Source organism: Luteibacter sp. PvP120 (genome assembly GCF_054055715.1).
On sequence record NZ_JBSRXP010000005.1, the window covers coordinates 314,746 to 328,265 of the forward strand.

Consider the following 13,520-nt stretch of genomic DNA (forward strand, 5'->3'; position numbering starts at 1 on the left):
TCAGCCCGCCGCGGCGGCGTCGTCCACCGGCGGCGACGCGTTGTTCTCCATGATGGCCATGCCCATGCCGCCGGCGGCCATCAGCATGAGCGCCGCCCAGGCGATCATCGACACGAGGTAGCCCGGGCCGCGGCGCGAGGCGTCGCGCACATAGGCCATCGCGTACCACACGCGCCCGACCAGCCAGACGATACCGGCGATGCCGGCCCACAGCGGATCCACGTACTGGGCGGCAAGCCACAGCGCCGGGATGAACATCACGGCGTTCTCCAGCGTGTTCATCTGCACCCGCCAGGCGCGCTCGAACGCAGGATCGCCCGAGATGGACGGCGCCTTGATGCCATAGCGTTTGCGTGCGTGGCCTACCGTCCATACCGTGTAGAACATGAGCAGCAGGGTGAGCAGGGTGACGACGGCGGGTAGCTGGCTGGTCATGAAGCGATCCGTAGGCTGAATGACCTGCGAGTCTACCGGCAACCGTCCATGCGATCATGCCGACCGCGTCTCGCTGGAGGCGCCCCATGGGAGGAGACACCGACATGCTTTGGCAAAAGGGTCGCAGAAGCGACAACGTGGAAGATGCCGGTCGCGGCAGCGGCGGTGGTGGCGGCTTCGGCGGTCGGGGCCTGGGCATCGGCGGCATCATCCTGCTGGCGATCATCGGCATGGTGTTCTTCAAGGACCCCACCGCGCTCCTGGGCGGGCAGGGCGATCCGGGCGCGACATCCGGGCAGCAGACGCAGCAGCAGTCGGCGCAACCGGTGGACGACGCCGCGGCCTCCGCCGATCCGCAGAAGGACTTCGTGCGCGCCATCCTGGGCGAGACGGAGGACACCTGGGGGGCGATCTTCGCCGCGAAGGGGCAGCAATACGAGCGGCCAATGCTGGTCCTGTTCCGCGACGGCGTGCGCACGGCCTGCGGTTCCGCCTCGTCCGCGGTCGGCCCGTTCTACTGCCCGTCCGATCACAAGGTGTACCTCGACCTCGGTTTCTTCCAGACCATGCAGCAGCGATTCCACGAGGCAGGCGACTTCGCCCGTGCCTACGTCATCGCGCACGAGGTCGGCCACCACGTACAGAACCTGACCGGCGTGTTCGACAAGGTCGACGGTGCCAAGCGTCGAGGCGCCTCGGTGGAAGGCGCCACCGGCCTGTCGGTGCGCCAGGAGCTCCAGGCCGATTGCTACGCCGGCGTCTGGGCCAACCACTCCGACCAGCGGCAGAAGTGGTTGCAGGCCGGCGACATCGAGTCGGCGATCAACGCGGCCACCGCCATCGGCGACGACACCTTGCAGGAACAGGCGCAGGGTCGCGTCGTGCCCGACTCGTTCACCCATGGCACCTCCGCGCAGCGCGTGCACTGGTTCAAGACCGGCCTTGCCTCGGGCGACATGGCCCAGTGCGACACGTTCGCCGGTTCGCTCTGACCAGCTGCTCATGACGCATCCCTGCCTGCGCTGCGGCGCGTGCTGCGCCACGTATCGCGTGGCCTTCCACTGGATGGAAACCGACCTCGCCGGCGGCATCGTGCCGTCGGCGCTGACGGAGCACCTCGATCCGCATCGCGTGAACATGCACGGCACCAACGCGTACGAGCCGCGGTGCCGGTCGTTGGTCGGCGAGGTGGGCGTGGCGGCGCATTGCGGTATCTACGCAGTACGCCCCTCGCCCTGTCACGACCTGCAGCCCGCGTGGGAAAACGGACAGCCCAGCCCGCAGTGCGACAAGGCGAGGCTGAAGCACGGCATGGTGCCGCTGACGCCTGCGGATTTCGCGTAGCGCGTCAACGGCGCACCTCAACGATCGACCGGCGCCTGGCCCTCCGTCTCCGCGAGGGCTTCGGCCACGTGCGCCATCAGCCCCCTGCGATCCGGCACGAGATGATCGGCCAGTACATGACGGTCCGGGTAGTCGCCACCGTTCTGTGTACGAAAGGGGATAGGTGCGTCGTCGAATAGCCCCTCCACCCGCCTGCGCCATGCCGTAGCGGCTTCGGCCATCGCCGCGGCATCGATGGCGGCGGCGCCGTAGACGGCGAACGTGGGCAATACCTGCATCCCCGGGAAAAACAGTGTCCCATGGGTAATGGGAAAGAGCAGCTGGTCCAGCGGACCATTGATGCCGCGAGGGGAGTAGTCGATCGCCGGGCCGCCCACGGCGACGGCCAGCAGCGCACGCTTGCCAGCAAAGCCACCATCACCGTATCGGAAGGCGTTGCCGGCCTCCCGATAGCCATACGCGAGCCCGTAGGCCCACACCCGATCCACCCAGCCCTTCATGATCGCCGGCATGCTGAACCACCACAGCGGAAAGTGCAGGATCACCGCATCGGCTTCCTGCAGCTTGTGTTGCTCGGCTTGTACGTCGGCCGTCTGGCACGCCTGCGCGAACGCATGCCGCGACTCGTCGATGAAGGAGAAGCGATCCCGCTGCACTCGCTCGGGAAAGTCCTGCGCGTCGAAGACGGCCTTCCATCCCATGGCATACAGATCGGATCGCATCACCTCGTGCCCCTGCGCTTGCAGTACCTCGTGCGAGATGTCGGCCAGTTGGTGCGTCACGGAGGTCGGTTCGGGGTGTGCATGGACGAGCAGAACTTTCATGGTCGGGCTTCCTTCGCTGAAGCAGGACAGACTGATGGCCGCTCGCTCATAGTGGAAATGAATTTCAGCTATCTTAGGTATTGCCATGAACAATGCCTTGCGACGTCTCGACCTGAACCTGCTGGTCACGCTGGATGCCTTGCTGGTCGAGCACAGCGTGACCCGCGCCGCCGTGCGCCTGCATCTCTCGCAGCCATCGGTCAGCGTGCAGCTCGCCCGGCTGCGGGAGATTTTCGGCGACCCCCTGCTGCTGCCGGGCCCGCGCGGCATGCGGCCGACCGCACGCGCGGACGAGTTGCGCGAGCCGCTCCGGCTGGCCCTGGCCGCGCTCGAACAGGCCGTGGCGCCGGCCCGCCCGTTCGATCCGGCCCGGTCCGACCGGACCTGGCGTATCGCCGCCTTCGACTACAGCGAGTTCACCGTGTTGCTGCCCGCGCTGGCCGAGCTGCGCGCGATGGCGCCGGCCATGCGGCTTGCCGTGGTGCAGAGCGCGCCGGCGCAGGTAGCCCGCCGGGCCGAGCAAGGCGATATCGACCTTGCCTTCCTGATCGGCAGCGAAGCCTCGCCTGACCTGCGTTGCAGGCCGCTGTTCACCGAGCGCTACGTATTGGCGGGCCGTGCCGACCATCCCCAGCTGAAACGCCGCCCGACGCTGGCGCAGTTCTGCAAGCTCGACCAGGTGATCGTGTCGCCGGATGGGGGCGGCTTCCAGGGTGCGACCGACGCGGTGCTGGCCGAGCGTGGCATGCACCGTCGCGTCGTCCTGTCAGTGCCGCATTTCCTGTTCATGAGCGCCGTGCTGGCGAGTACCGACCTGGTGGCGATGGTGCCGTCGCGTCTGGTGCGCGGCAACGCGATGCTTCGGGTCGTCGAGCCGCCCGTGGATGTGCCCGGCTTCGACATGCTGATGCTCTGGCCTGAGCGGGTCCACCGCGATCCGGGGCATCAGTGGTTGCGGGAGCGTATTGCTGGATCGGTGTGAGGTTGGTGGGCTTGCCTTCGGCATCGCGTTTGGCGTTTGGCCTTGGGCCTTGGGCCTTGGAGCAAGAGCCGGCGGGTGCCACCCTCGGGGCCACGCCTGCGGCGACCCGTCAAGGAAGGGCCGCTCCGCGGCCGTGTGCCTGATTCGCGCACATCGTGCGCTCCTACCCGCGCCACATCCGGGTCGGGCTTCGACCGGGGATTTTCGATTCGCCATCCATGGCTCAGCGAAAATCCCCGTTCGAAGCCCGACCCGCCCCGTAGGGGAATAGATAAACGGCCGCGCACGCGGCCCTTCCTTGACGGGTCGCCGCAGGCGTGGCCCCGAGGGGGCTACCCGCCGGCTCTTGCTCGAGCGCTCAGTGCTCTAACGCCAAACGCGATGCCGAAGGCGAGCCCACACAGAAACCCGCAACAAAAAAAGGCCCCGTTTCCGGGGCCTCTTCACATCGATCAGGAATCGCGTTTCTTGCGTGGCGGCTTGCCACCGCTCGGGCGGTTGCCCGAGGGACGGAAGTTGCCGCGCGACGGCGGACGCGATGCGCCGCCCGGGCCACCGGCACCGGCGCCACCGTTGCCGCTCTGCGGCGATTCCTTGCCGTCCCACTCGGCGATCTTCAGCTGCTGCTGCGCGACCCAAACCTTCTTCAGGTGGGTGAATGTCTCAGCGGGCATGCCGTCCGGCAGGTCGATCAGGCTGTAATCGTCGCGGATGCTGACGCGGCCGATGAACTTCGCTTCCACGCCGCCCTCGTTGGCGATGGCGCCGACGATGTTGCCGGGCTTCACGCCGTGCTCGTGGCCCACTTCGATGCGGTACGTGCGCTTGCCCGCTTCCGTGGTGTGCGGACGCGGCTGGCGCATGCCCTCGCGGACCGGGCGCCGGTCGCTGAAGTCACCGCCGCCACCTTCACGCGGACCGCGATCGCGGTCGAAGTCTCGCTGCGGACGCTCGCGATCGAAATCACGCGGCGGGCGCTCGGTGTACTCACGCTTGGCCGGCGGCTCGAGCAGCAGTGGCTGGTCGCCCTGGGCGATCTTGGCCAGCGCGGCGGCGATTTCGATCGCCGGCACGTTGTGCTCCTGCTCGAACTTCTCGACCATCTGCTGGAAGAAGCCGAGGTCGCCCGTGGCCAGCGTGTCGGAGATCTTCTGGTTGAACTTGTTGACGCGCGTGTCGTTTACCGCCTCGATGGTCGGCAGCTGCATCTGCTCGATCGGCTGGCGCGTGGCGCGCTCGATCTGGCGGAGCAGGTTCTTCTCGCGCGGGGTGACGAACAGGATCGCCTCACCGCTGCGACCGGCACGACCGGTGCGGCCGATGCGGTGCACGTACGACTCGGTGTCGTGCGGGATGTCGTAGTTCAGCACGTGGCTGATCCGTTCGACATCGAGGCCGCGCGCGGCGACGTCGGTGGCGATGAGGATGTCGAGCTTGCCGGTCTTCAGCTGGTCGATCACGCGCTCACGCTGGGCCTGCGCGATGTCGCCGTTGATCGCCGCGGCGGCGAAACCGCGCGCCTGCAGCTTGCTGGCGAGTTCTTCCGTCGCCGACTTGGTGCGGGCGAAGACGATCATGGCGTCGAAGCTCTCGGCCTCGAGGATGCGGGTGAGCGCATCCAGCTTGTGCACGCCGCTGACCCACCAGTAGCGCTGGCGGATGTTGGCCGCGGTGGTGGTCTTGTTCTTGATCGTGACTTCGACCGGGTCTTTCAGGTAGGTCTGCGCGATGCGGCGGATGGGCGCCGGCATGGTCGCGGAGAACAGGGCGACCTGGCGACCTTCCGGCGTGGCCTGCAGCAGTTTCTCGACATCGTCGATGAAGCCCATGCGGAGCATTTCGTCGGCTTCGTCCAGCACCAGGAAGCGCAGCGCGGAAAGATCCAGCGTGCCCTTGTCGAGGTGGTCGATGACGCGACCCGGCGTACCGACCAGGACCTGGGCACCGCGCTTCAGGCCCTGCAGCTGCGGACCGTAGCTCTGGCCGCCGTAGATCGGCAGCACCTGGAAACCGGGCAGGTACGTGGCGTACTTCTGGAACGCCTCGGCCACCTGGATGGCCAACTCGCGCGTGGGGGCGAGCACCAGCGCCTGCGGCTTGTTGCCGGCGCGCAGGTCCAGGCGCGACAGCACGGGCAGCGCGAACGCGGCCGTCTTGCCGGTACCGGTCTGTGCCTGGCCGATGACGTCACGGCCTTCGAGCAGGGCCGGGATGGTGGCAGCCTGGATGGGAGAGGGGGTCTCGTAACCTACCTCGGTCAGCGCGCGCACGACGTTAGCGTCGAGAGCGAGCGCGCTGAAACCGGGCAGGGCCGGAGCGTTGTCTGTTTCGGGGGATGACATGGCGACCTCGAAGAGGGGGCGCGACGGCGACATTCGCGCGCCGGCAGTAGCGTTATTGTAGCAGCGATGGACGCTGTTCGTTGTGGTGTGTGGCCACTTGTCACGCCAGCGTTACACTTCCCGGTCAGCTTTCAGATAGGAGAAGGGCATGTCGGCAGTCGAAACGGTGTCCGAACAGCGATGCTTCGGTGGCGTCCAGGGCTTCTATTCCCATGGTTCGGACGCATGCGGCGGGCCCATGCGCTTCGCCGTCTACCTGCCTCCCGCGGCCGAACACGGGCCGGTGCCGGTCCTGTACTTTCTTGCGGGCCTGACCTGCACGGCGGAAACGTTTACCACCAAGGCCGGTGCGCAGCGCATGGCCGCGGAACTGGGCATCGCGCTGGTCATGCCCGATACCAGCCCGCGTGAGACGGAATTGCCCGGTGCCACCGGTGACTGGGAATTCGGCGAAGGCGCGGGTTTCTATCTCGACGCTACCGAACAGCCGTGGGCTTCGCGTTTCCGCATGTATACCTACGTGGTGGATGAACTGCCGCGCGTGCTTGCGGAGCGGTTCGCCCTGGACATGGGCCGTCAGGGCATCTTCGGCCATTCGATGGGCGGACACGGCGCACTGACCGTGGCGTTGCGCAATCCCGGGCGCTATCGCTCGGTGTCCGCGTTCGCGCCCATCGTCGCGCCGGCCAGTGTGCCGTGGGGCGAAAAGGCCTTTCCGCGCTACCTGGGCAACGATCGCAAGGCCTGGGCGAAGTACGACGCCACGGCGCTCGTGACCGCGGGCGCGCGCTTCGACGGCCGGATACTGATCGACCAGGGCGAGGCCGATGGTTTCCTGGTCGGCCAGTTGCAGCCGCAGCGCTTCGAAGCCGCGTGCGAGGACGCGGGCCAGAAGCTCGAACTGCGTATGCACCCCGGTTACGACCACAGCTATTACTTCATCCAGAGCTTCGTCGAGGATCACCTGCGCCACCATGCGAAAGCCTTGTCCGCATGAACGAGCCGATCCGTATGCGCACCTCGCGCACGGTGATCCGATTGCTCGACGTGGAGGATGCGGCGTTATTGCGCACCTATCGCGCGGAAAATCGCGAACACCTCGCGCCGTGGGAACCGTTGCGCAGCGACGCGCATTACACGATGGACGCGTGCCGCGCTGCTATCGACGCCGGTGGGGAAGCGGCGCGCGCCGATCGCGGGTACCCGTTCGCGATACTCACGCCGGATGCGTCCGACATGATCGGCAGCTTCACCTTCGCCAATGTGGTGCGTGGCGTGTTCCAGGCCTGTCACCTCGGTTACGGCATCGCGCGGAAATACGAGGGGCAGGGGCTGATGTTCGAAGCGCTGGATGCGGCGGTCCGCTACGGGTTCGGCCCTCTGGACTTCCATCGCATCATGGCCAACCACATGCCGCGCAACGAGCGCAGTGGTCGCCTGCTGGCGCGGTTGGGCTTCGAAAAGGAAGGCTACGCGCGGCGTTACCTGAAGATCGACGGCGTGTGGGAAGACCATGTCCTCACCGCCAGGATACGTAGCCAGGGCTGACGACATCCCCGAAAACGCGATGGGCCGCACGGACGAGGTGTCCGTGCGGCCCATCGATCACGCCGGAGCGTGGCAGCGATGCTTACGCGTTGCTGCTGGCCGGACGGCCACCGCGACCCTGGCGACGACGCTTGTGGTTGCCGGTGTTTTCACCGGTACCGGCCGCCGAGTGCCCATGCGGACGATGCGACGCCGGGCGACCGACACCGTTGCCGCCACCGGCGCCCTGGCGCGACTGGCCGTTGCCGGCTGCAGTACGACCCTGGCCACCGCCACCGGAACCCGGTGCGCGCGGCTGGCGCTGCTGGCCGCCACCCTGCTTCGGACGCGGTGCACCGGCATCCAGGCGCAGCGGGGTGCTGGGCTCGTAACCGGCCACGTTGACGATTTCCAGGTCGGACTTGAGCAGGCGGCCGATGTCGCGCAGCAGGCCGGATTCGTCATGGCTGACCAGCGAAATGGCCTCACCCGTGGAGCCGGCGCGGCCGGTACGGCCGATGCGGTGCACGTAGTCTTCCGCGACCATGGGCAGGTCGAAGTTGATCACCACCGGCAGCTGGTCGATGTCGATACCGCGTGCGGCGATGTCCGTGGCGACCAGCACGGTGATGCGGTTGGTCTTGAAGTCGGACAGCGCGCGGGTGCGTGCGTTCTGGCTCTTGTTGCCGTGGATGGCTGCCGACTTGATGCCCGACTGCTCCAGGTGGCGCACGAGCTTGTCGGCGCCGTGCTTGGTGCGGCTGAACACCAGGGTCTGGCGGCGGCTGTCCTGCGACAGGATGTGCAGCAGGAGGTCGCGCTTCTTGGCGGCGTCCACCGGATGCACGCGGTGCGTCACGGTGTTGGCGACCGTGTTGGCCGGCTCGGTGGAGATCTCGCGCGGGTTGCGCATGAACTGCTGGGCCAGGGCCTTGATCTCGGGCGCGAACGTGGCCGAGAACAGCAGCGTCTGGCGCTCCTTCGGCACGGCGGCCAGGATGCGCTTCAACGCAGGCAGGAAGCCCATGTCGAGCATGCGGTCGGCCTCGTCCAGCACCAGCACGTCGACCTTGGACAGGTTCACCGAGCGCTGCTGCATGTGGTCGAGCAGGCGACCCGGCGTGGCCACCACGATATCGACGCCGCGACGCAGCGCGTGCAGCTGGTTGCCCATGCCGACGCCGCCGAAGATGACGGTGCTGGAAAGGGGCAGGTACTTGCCGTAGTCGCGCAGGTTGTCCTGCACCTGGGCGGCCAGCTCACGGGTAGGGGTGAGGATCAGCGCGCGGATGGGGCGCGCCTTCTCGCCGCGCACTTCGTTGGCGATGCGCTGCAGCAAGGGAAGGGCGAACGCGGCGGTCTTGCCGGTGCCGGTCTGCGCGGCGGCCATGAGGTCGTGGCCGGCGATGACCTGCGGGATGGCGGCGGCCTGGATCGGCGTCGGTTTTACGTAGCCGGCTTCGGAAAGGGCACGCAGCAACGCGGGCGCAAGGCCCAGCGAATCAAAAGACATGGGGTGGAGCTCCTGCTTGACTCGAGCGTTCCCTGGAACCGCGCTACGAGTTATGGATTGGCGGCCGCTAACCATGACGAAGACAGCAGGCTGGCCGGTGTCGAGCGCGCTTCCGGGGGTGGGGGAACGGGCGGGAGAAAACTCCGCGCCGGGGGTCCGCAAGGGAGTCGGAGCGCTTCTCGACCGGGTGAGTATACCTTATTGCGACGCACAATGGGCGTCGCCCGGGTCAACCCTGGCGGGAGGCCGTCATCAGGTAGCTGTTGTAGGGCGTGCGGCCGAACAGCGGGCGGAAGTCGACCCGGATGCCGCGCGGCTCCAGCACGTCGCGGATATCCGATTCTGTCGGGAAATACTGCGCCCCGCCGGGAATCCAGCCCACCGCGTGGATGAACTTTTCTTCCAGCACCGTGGCCCGGTAGCGCCAGGTGCCGTCGCGGATGACGTTGCGCAGGATCAGCACGCCGTCGTCCGCCAGGTGGTCCACCGCGAAGCCGAGCAGGTCGACCTGGCGATCCCGGGGCAGGTAGTGCAGCACATCCAGCATGGCCACGTGCCCGCGCAGCGGCTGGGTGGCCGTGGCGTCCGCCTCGTGCAGCGCGATGCTCGCGGTCAGCCCGGCGCGCTCCGCGGCCTCGCGCCCCATGGCGATCTTGCGCGGATCGTGGTCGATGCCGACGTAACCCTCGAGCACGTCGCACGCGTGCAGGTAGTGCCCCAGCAGGCCCAGCCCGCAGCCGATATCCAGCAGGGGTAGCGGTCGGCCGCGAATCGCCTGCGCGGCGGCGGCGTATACCGGATCGCTGGCCAGCTTGCCGTGGATGTAGATGCGGTCGCCGTAGCGGCTGAACCGCGAGGCGATGCGGCGGCGTGTCCGGGTATCGGGGTGCATGGCGTCTCCGTCCGTGAAAAAGACGCCGGGCACGCGAGGTGCCCGGCGGGAAGCGCTAGTGCTGGGGCGTCGGGCTCTTGCTCATGTAGGCCTCGTACTCGCTCTTGTCCACCTTGCCGTCATGGTTGGTGTCGGCCTCCTGGATATGGGCGCGCAGGGTCTTGAGGGCCTCGACATCCTTGGGCATGTCCTTGCGCGTGATGTAGCCCTTGCCGTCCTTGTCCAGGTCGCTGAAGGCCGGTGCCGCATGGGCGTCGTCGCCGGCCTGCGGTGCGGCTGCGGGGTGCGCGGAAACGGCGCCGGCTGCCAGGGCCGTGACCAGGCCGATCGAAACGATGAAACGCGAGTGCTTCATGAATCCCTCCGTCGATGGTGCATCGAGACCGATGCGGGCTTTGGACGATGCCCCGGCGCATGTGCAGGTCGTGTACTTCGCCGGTAAACCATCGGCTCCGGCCCGCGCCTCGCACCCAGGTCATCGCGGCCAGTCTAGCGGGCGGGGCGCCGGCCTGCCTGTCGATCCGATGCGCTGTGCTAGCCTCGGCGCCGCCCCGGAGTCTTGAGGAAATTCTGATGCCACTTCCCGCCGCGCTCCGCGAACTGGACGCCACCCAGCGCCATACGGTGCTTGCCAGTTTCCTCGGCTGGACCCTGGACGCCTTCGACTACTTCCTGCTGACCTTCGTCATCCTCGCCGTGGCGCACGAGTTCAACGTGCCCAAGCAGGAGGTCACCTACGGCCTGTTCCTTACGCTGGCGGCCCGGCCCATCGGTGCGCTGGTCTTCGGGCGTCTCGCGGACCGCTACGGTCGCCGCCCGGTGCTGATGTTCGACATCGTGCTGTTCTCGGTGCTGGAGGTGGCCTGCGCCTTCGCGCCCAGCCTCGGCATCCTGCTGGGCCTGCGCTTCCTGTTCGGCATCGCCATGGGCGGGGAGTGGGGCATCGGCGCGTCGCTGGCCATGGAGTCCATCCCGGCGCGCTCGCGAGGCCTCGTCTCGGGCCTGTTGCAGAGTGGCTACCCCTGCGGATTTTTCCTCGCGGCGCTGGTCAACTGGCTGCTGGTCGATCACATCGGCTGGCGTGGCCTGTTCATCGTGGGCGCGCTGCCAGCGTTCCTTGTTCTGTATATCCGCCGCAAGGTGCCCGAATCCCCGGTCTGGGAGGGGCGCCGGTCGCAGGCACGCGAGGGCGTCTTCGCCGCCATGCGCGGCCACTGGAAGCTGTTCATCTACCTCATGCTGCTGATGGCGGCGTTCAACATGTTCAGCCACGGCTCGCAGGACATGTACCCCACGTTCGTGCAGGAGACACTGAAGATTCCCGCCGGCTCGGGCACCGCCTTCCTGCTCACCGCGCTGCTCAACCTGGGTGCCCTGGTGGGTGGCCTCACCTTCGGTTCGCTGTCGGAGCGGATCGGCCGGCGGCGGGCGATCATCATCGCGGCGGTACTGGCGATCCCGGTGATCCCGCTATGGACCTATGGCGGCTCGTTGCTGCTGCTGGGCCTGGGCGCCTTCCTTATCCAGGTGATGGTCCAGGGTGCCTGGGGCGTGGTGCCCACCCATCTCAACGAACTGTCGCCCGATGCCGTCCGCGGCACCTTGCCCGGCTTCGCCTACCAGATGGGCAACCTGCTGGCCGCCATCACCGCGACCGCGCAGACCTGGCTGGCGGGACAGCGGGGCGGCGACTTCGCCTTCGCCATGTCCACCTGGATCGCCGTGGTGGCGGTGCTGCTGGCCCTGCTGACCTGGCTGGGCCCCGAGGCACGGGGCGTCGGCTTCGGTGGCAAGGTCGGGCCGCGTGACGACGGCCGTCCCGGTCGGTAAACTGCCGCGTTTTCCTCCGGTAGAAACCAACATGCAGGCTGGCAAGGACAAGGTCATCTCGTTCCACTACACGCTGACCGTCGATGGCGAGAAGGTCGAAAGCTCGATCGAGGGCGGCGAGCCGTTGTGGATCCTGCTGGGCCATGGCCAGCTGATCCCGGGCCTGGAAGCCGGGCTCGAGGGCAAGTCGGAAGGCGACGCGTTCGATATCGAGATCTCGCCCGAGAACGGCTACGGTCCGCGCCAGGAAGGCATGACCCAGCGCGTGCCCAAGAAGTATTTCCCGAAGCAGGGCAAGGGTCTGGCCGTCGGTGATTCCACCGTGCTGTCGCTGAAGGAAGGCGGCAACCGCGTGGTCGTGGTGCAGAAGATCGGCTCCAGCGTGGTCGATGTCGACCTCAACCACCCCATGGCCGGCAAGAGCCTGACCTTCCATGTCGACGTGCAGACCGTGCGCGACGCGACGGAGGAAGAAATCGCCCATGGCCACGCCCATCCCAAGGGTGACGGCGAGCACTGAGCCCCCGGGCACAGGCATAAAAAAACGGCGCCCCATGGGGCGCCGTTTTGTTTTCCGGCCATCGAGCGGCCGGGCTGATGTTTAGGCCAGCGCCTTGCCGTTGACCGACACGTCCACGTCGACATTGCCGCGGGTGGCGTGCGAGTAAGGGCAGACATCTTCGTGCGCGGTCTTGACGATCTCCTGGGCCACGGCGTCGTCGACGCCCGGCAGGGTCACCTCGAGCTTGACCTGCACGGCAAAGCCGGAGCCTTCACGCGGACCGATACCGACGCTGCTGGCCACCGAGGCGTCGTCGACCTTGACCTTCTTCTGGCCAGCGACGAAGCGCACGGCGCCTTCGAAGCATGCGGCGTAGCCAGCGGCGAAGAGCTGCTCGGGGTTGCTGCCGCCGCCGTTGCCGCCCATTTCCTTCGGCAGGCGCAGGTCGAGCTTGATCAGGCCGTCGTCGCTTTCGACATGGCCTTCGCGGCCGCCGGCGACCTTGGCATGGGCGGTGTAGACGATCTTCTGCACTTTCGAGAGGTTGCTCATGGCGTTGTCCTTTGACGTGTCAGGGAAGGGAGGGCCGGGCGGGCCGACCACGAGGCTTATAAGACCACACAATTAAATCGTGCACAATTCAAATGGCGTGACGATAGGGGGTCCGTTGTGTTTCGTTCAGTTGAGGACGCGCCGTCCGTAGACGAAATTCTGCTTCCAGTACGAACCGTCCAGGTCGTCCAGGCGCACGGTGCCGCCGGAGTTGGGCGCATGCACGAAGCGGCCCTTGCCGACATACACGCCCACATGGGTCACGTGGCCGCGCCCGAAGAAGACCAGGTCGCCACTGGCGAGGCTGGATTCGTCGACCTTGGGCTTGTCCAGCGCGGCCATCTCCTGCGAGGTGCGGGGCAAGCGTAGCCCCGTGGACGTCAGGTAGATGTAATTGATCAGCCCGCTACAGTCGAAGCCGCCCTGCGGGGTGTTGCCGCCCCAGCGGTAGGGCGTGCCGACCAGGCCGATGGCACGGAACAGCACATCGTTGGCGGCATCGGCCGGAGGCGCATCTGCCGGTCGGGTCGACCACTCGAGGTTCTTCGCCAGCGGTACGGCCGCTGCGGGATTGCGTTGCTGCGACGACGATCGCTTGGGCGGTGCGCTGCCGCAGGCGGCGATCAGGCTCATGCCCACGGCTAGCGTCAGCCGCCCGAACAGGCGCCACGGACGACAGGAAGTGGGCAAGGCAGATACCACGGATCGTTCCCCAGGAAGGATAGGCGGCCATGAGGTTAACAAATCAAGGGGTTGCACGGAACACCTGCTAAACCG

The 13,520-nt window shown here is 67.2% G+C and carries 15 protein-coding genes; 7 read left to right on the forward strand and 8 right to left on the reverse strand.

Annotated elements, in window-relative coordinates; translation table 11 throughout:
* Complete coding sequence (locus ACVKN3_RS12585; protein ID WP_285405061.1) at positions 1–435, reverse strand: MAPEG family protein; 435 nt, start codon at positions 433–435, stop codon at positions 1–3.
* A gap of 104 nt (positions 436–539) precedes the next feature.
* On the opposite strand from ACVKN3_RS12585, the gene ypfJ reads away from it, so the two are divergent.
* Positions 540–1,427, forward strand: a complete 888-nt coding sequence (gene ypfJ / locus ACVKN3_RS12590) for a KPN_02809 family neutral zinc metallopeptidase (RefSeq protein WP_354515309.1) — start codon at positions 540–542, stop codon at positions 1,425–1,427.
* A 10-nt stretch (positions 1,428–1,437) separates the two neighbouring features.
* Positions 1,438–1,779 carry a YkgJ family cysteine cluster protein gene (locus ACVKN3_RS12595; RefSeq protein WP_036143039.1) on the forward strand — a complete coding sequence of 114 codons (342 nt, stop codon included), beginning with the start codon at positions 1,438–1,440 and terminating at the stop codon, positions 1,777–1,779.
* 17 nt (positions 1,780–1,796) lie between these two features.
* Here ACVKN3_RS12595 and ACVKN3_RS12600 read toward each other — a convergent pair whose 3' ends face one another.
* Positions 1,797–2,732, reverse strand: coding sequence for an NAD(P)H-dependent oxidoreductase (locus ACVKN3_RS12600; RefSeq protein WP_354515307.1), 936 nt, complete (start codon positions 2,730–2,732; stop codon positions 1,797–1,799).
* Between ACVKN3_RS12600 and ACVKN3_RS12605 the strand changes: the two genes are divergently transcribed.
* A complete protein-coding gene (locus ACVKN3_RS12605; RefSeq protein WP_354515305.1) occupies positions 2,689–3,585 on the forward strand; it encodes a LysR family transcriptional regulator in 897 nt (298 codons plus the stop codon). The genes ACVKN3_RS12600 and ACVKN3_RS12605 overlap by 44 nt on opposite strands.
* A 452-nt stretch (positions 3,586–4,037) precedes the next feature.
* Here ACVKN3_RS12605 and ACVKN3_RS12610 read toward each other — a convergent pair whose 3' ends face one another.
* A complete protein-coding gene (locus tag ACVKN3_RS12610; protein ID WP_285402235.1) occupies positions 4,038–5,927 on the reverse strand; it encodes a DEAD/DEAH box helicase in 1,890 nt (629 codons plus the stop codon).
* Positions 5,928–6,075: 148 nt separating this feature from the next.
* Here ACVKN3_RS12610 and fghA point away from each other — a divergent pair, with 148 nt between their 5' ends.
* Positions 6,076–6,924 (forward strand): S-formylglutathione hydrolase, encoded by an 849-nt coding sequence (gene fghA, locus ACVKN3_RS12615; protein ID WP_285402233.1) that lies wholly within the window; start codon positions 6,076–6,078, stop codon positions 6,922–6,924.
* Positions 6,921–7,475, forward strand: a complete 555-nt coding sequence (gene rimJ / locus ACVKN3_RS12620) for a ribosomal protein S5-alanine N-acetyltransferase (protein ID WP_285402231.1) — start codon at positions 6,921–6,923, stop codon at positions 7,473–7,475. The genes fghA and rimJ overlap by 4 nt, the downstream gene beginning before the upstream one ends.
* An 82-nt stretch (positions 7,476–7,557) precedes the next feature.
* Here rimJ and ACVKN3_RS12625 read toward each other — a convergent pair whose 3' ends face one another.
* The 3 genes from ACVKN3_RS12625 to ACVKN3_RS12635 all read right to left on the reverse strand — a co-directional run bounded on the left by ACVKN3_RS12625 (position 7,558) and on the right by ACVKN3_RS12635 (position 10,214).
* Entirely contained in the window at positions 7,558–8,967 is a 1,410-nt protein-coding gene (locus tag ACVKN3_RS12625) for a DEAD/DEAH box helicase (protein ID WP_354515302.1), read from the reverse strand.
* 229 nt (positions 8,968–9,196) lie between these two features.
* Complete coding sequence (locus ACVKN3_RS12630; RefSeq protein WP_285402227.1) at positions 9,197–9,859, reverse strand: class I SAM-dependent methyltransferase; 663 nt, start codon at positions 9,857–9,859, stop codon at positions 9,197–9,199.
* Between the two features lie 55 nt (positions 9,860–9,914).
* Complete coding sequence (locus tag ACVKN3_RS12635; protein ID WP_036143027.1) at positions 9,915–10,214, reverse strand: EF-hand domain-containing protein; 300 nt, start codon at positions 10,212–10,214, stop codon at positions 9,915–9,917.
* A 218-nt stretch (positions 10,215–10,432) separates the two neighbouring features.
* On the opposite strand from ACVKN3_RS12635, the gene ACVKN3_RS12640 reads away from it, so the two are divergent.
* Entirely contained in the window at positions 10,433–11,689 is a 1,257-nt protein-coding gene (locus tag ACVKN3_RS12640; protein ID WP_354515299.1) for an MFS transporter, read from the forward strand.
* A gap of 31 nt (positions 11,690–11,720) precedes the next feature.
* Complete coding sequence (locus tag ACVKN3_RS12645) at positions 11,721–12,209, forward strand: FKBP-type peptidyl-prolyl cis-trans isomerase (RefSeq protein WP_036144792.1); 489 nt, start codon at positions 11,721–11,723, stop codon at positions 12,207–12,209.
* Positions 12,210–12,290: 81 nt separating this feature from the next.
* On the opposite strand, the gene ACVKN3_RS12650 is transcribed toward ACVKN3_RS12645, so the two are convergent.
* The gene (locus tag ACVKN3_RS12650; RefSeq protein ID WP_354515297.1) at positions 12,291–12,743 is read right to left on the reverse strand and encodes an organic hydroperoxide resistance protein; all 453 of its coding nucleotides are present in this window, start codon (positions 12,741–12,743) and stop codon (positions 12,291–12,293) included.
* A 126-nt stretch (positions 12,744–12,869) separates the two neighbouring features.
* Positions 12,870–13,433: a C40 family peptidase gene (locus ACVKN3_RS12655; RefSeq protein WP_285402219.1), complete on the reverse strand. Its 564-nt coding sequence runs from the start codon at positions 13,431–13,433 to the stop codon at positions 12,870–12,872.
* Between the last annotated feature and the right edge of the window lie 87 nt (positions 13,434–13,520).

Excerpts from the sequence above, each read along its gene's own strand:
- ACVKN3_RS12585 (WP_285405061.1), bottom strand. The coding sequence starts at position 435 with ATGACCAGCCAGCTACCCGCCGTCGTCACCCTGCTCACCCTGCTGCTC.
- ypfJ (WP_354515309.1), top strand. The coding sequence starts at position 540 with ATGCTTTGGCAAAAGGGTCGCAGAAGCGACAACGTGGAAGATGCCGGT.
- ACVKN3_RS12595 (WP_036143039.1), top strand. The coding sequence starts at position 1,438 with ATGACGCATCCCTGCCTGCGCTGCGGCGCGTGCTGCGCCACGTATCGC.
- ACVKN3_RS12605 (WP_354515305.1), top strand. The coding sequence starts at position 2,689 with ATGAACAATGCCTTGCGACGTCTCGACCTGAACCTGCTGGTCACGCTG.
- ACVKN3_RS12610 (WP_285402235.1), bottom strand. The coding sequence starts at position 5,927 with ATGTCATCCCCCGAAACAGACAACGCTCCGGCCCTGCCCGGTTTCAGC.
- fghA (WP_285402233.1), top strand. The coding sequence starts at position 6,076 with ATGTCGGCAGTCGAAACGGTGTCCGAACAGCGATGCTTCGGTGGCGTC.
- rimJ (WP_285402231.1), top strand. The coding sequence starts at position 6,921 with ATGAACGAGCCGATCCGTATGCGCACCTCGCGCACGGTGATCCGATTG.
- ACVKN3_RS12625 (WP_354515302.1), bottom strand. The coding sequence starts at position 8,967 with ATGTCTTTTGATTCGCTGGGCCTTGCGCCCGCGTTGCTGCGTGCCCTT.
- ACVKN3_RS12630 (WP_285402227.1), bottom strand. The coding sequence starts at position 9,859 with ATGCACCCCGATACCCGGACACGCCGCCGCATCGCCTCGCGGTTCAGC.
- ACVKN3_RS12635 (WP_036143027.1), bottom strand. The coding sequence starts at position 10,214 with ATGAAGCACTCGCGTTTCATCGTTTCGATCGGCCTGGTCACGGCCCTG.
- ACVKN3_RS12640 (WP_354515299.1), top strand. The coding sequence starts at position 10,433 with ATGCCACTTCCCGCCGCGCTCCGCGAACTGGACGCCACCCAGCGCCAT.
- ACVKN3_RS12645 (WP_036144792.1), top strand. The coding sequence starts at position 11,721 with ATGCAGGCTGGCAAGGACAAGGTCATCTCGTTCCACTACACGCTGACC.
- ACVKN3_RS12650 (WP_354515297.1), bottom strand. The coding sequence starts at position 12,743 with ATGAGCAACCTCTCGAAAGTGCAGAAGATCGTCTACACCGCCCATGCC.